The sequence below is a fragment of the Rhodococcus sp. (in: high G+C Gram-positive bacteria) genome, assembly GCF_049286785.1.
Lineage (GTDB): Bacteria > Actinomycetota > Actinomycetes > Mycobacteriales > Mycobacteriaceae > Rhodococcus_F.
The window spans coordinates 1-1,660 of record NZ_JBAQEO010000737.1 but is presented as its reverse complement, the minus strand read 5'-3'; the positions used below and the strand labels follow the sequence as shown (position 1 = coordinate 1,660).

Sequence of the window (1,660 nt, the reverse complement as noted above, 5' to 3'; positions counted from 1 at the left end):
CACCAACCGATGGATCATCGCCGGTGTCACCGCCCAGGCACTCGGTCAGATCGCCATCACCTACCTGCCCGCCATGAACACAGTCTTTGCCACCGCCCCGATCAACGCCGACGCGTGGATGCGAATCCTTGCCCTGGCTGCCGCCACTGCCGCGGCCGTCGCCATCGACAAACGACTTCGACGCCGACCAACGATTTCATGACACTGGCCGAGCTGTGTACCTCTATCCAACCCAGCACTTCGATTTTTGCGAAGAGCAGCTCAACCCCGATCGTCCCAGCTGACGGCCGCCCCGACTAACAGTGCGGGAAAGAGCGGGAGACTTAGCTCCAGTCGCTCGCCCGACGGCGTGTGCACACACGCCTCTTTCGACGCCCACCGCCCGCGCAAATGCGTAGAGATACTCCCAGAACAGGGTATTTATAGGTGAGGACGATGACTGATGCGGTACGCGCGGTAGGAGCTGGGAATTATGCGGCAACAGTTCGTGGAGCAGCTCGAGGACATGCCGAGGCGATCTCGCCGATTTGTGTGCGCTGACCGAGACCGCGATCGACCGGGCAACACACGCGTTGCTCGACACGGACCTGGCGGCGGCCGGTGCCTGCGCCGAGGTCAATGCGGAGATCGATTTTCGTGCCGGGGAGATCGATCATCGGGCGCTGACACTGATGGCGCTGCAGGCGCCGGTCGCGCAGGATCTGCGTGCCCTGGTCAGTGGCATGCACAACATCGCTGACCTGCGGCGGATGGGCAGCCTCGTGGCGCACGTCGCCGAGGTGGCGCGGTTGCATTACCCGGAGCCGGTGGTGCCCGGGGAGCTTCGAGGCGTCATCTCGGAGATGGGTGCCGCGGCCAAAGCGCAGGCCACGGCGGCATCGGAGGTACTGCGAACCCGGGACAAACTGCACCGTCACCACGCCATCATCGAGCAAGTGCACGCGGACCTGAAGAACTCCGCCCTCGCCCATCTTCCGTCGAGCTCGTTTTCGGCGAACGCCGCCTGGCTGGTCTGCGCGCCGCCGGCACCCTCACCCGCGCCGCCGGCACCCTCACCGGCGATCCGAAGCTGGTCAAAGCGACCACCGGCACCATCCGGCGCACCATCGTCTCGGTCCCCGCACGCATCGCCGCCTCCGCCCGACGATTGACGCTGCACCTCCCGCAGAACTGGCCGTGGGAAACAGCCTGGCACAACTTGTTCGACAGAACTTTCGGCCGCTGCCAACCCGATCGTCGTCTAACGCCCGCGCCACCCGCCCGCCCTCGACGCGAAAGACTCAGTGGAACAACCCGACACGAGAGGTCGGACGATCAACCACGCCCACAAGCGGTCCCTTGCCGCACACCGAAACTCACAGTGACCAGATCAGCGAATCGGTGCATTCGGGCTTAGATCCTCGTCGGATTCACGCTGCAATCGGCGCACCAATGAACCGATGACTCGATCGAGTTTCGCGCCCATCCGGCGCCGGTTGAACACCAGGGTCGCAGCGCAGGAACCGTAGTAGTTCACCACGCCGGACGGACGCGTCCCGACATCGAGGAGTCGGGCGAATCGTCGTGTTGTGCATCGCGCTTCTGACCGCAGGAATATCAAAAGGCGTCTGCACTCACCGCAAACCCAGGAACCGCGTGCGGTCGACTTCTGAAACTGACA

At 64.2% G+C, this 1,660-nt stretch carries 1 protein-coding gene and 2 pseudogenes; all 3 read left to right on the top strand.

The features are described from left to right. Positions 1 to 202, top strand: a 202-nt coding sequence (locus WAW17_RS26800) for a cation transporting ATPase C-terminal domain-containing protein (RefSeq protein ID WP_422335896.1), incomplete at its 5' end; no start/stop codon positions are given. Between the two features lie 325 nt (positions 203 to 527). Beyond that, positions 528 to 722 (top strand): annotated as a pseudogene (locus WAW17_RS26795) (PhoU domain-containing protein); the annotation flags it as partial. 177 nt (positions 723 to 899) lie between these two features. Continuing rightward, a pseudogene (locus tag WAW17_RS26790) lies at positions 900 to 1,231 on the top strand (IS1380 family transposase); the annotation flags it as partial. Between the last annotated feature and the right edge of the window lie 429 nt (positions 1,232 to 1,660).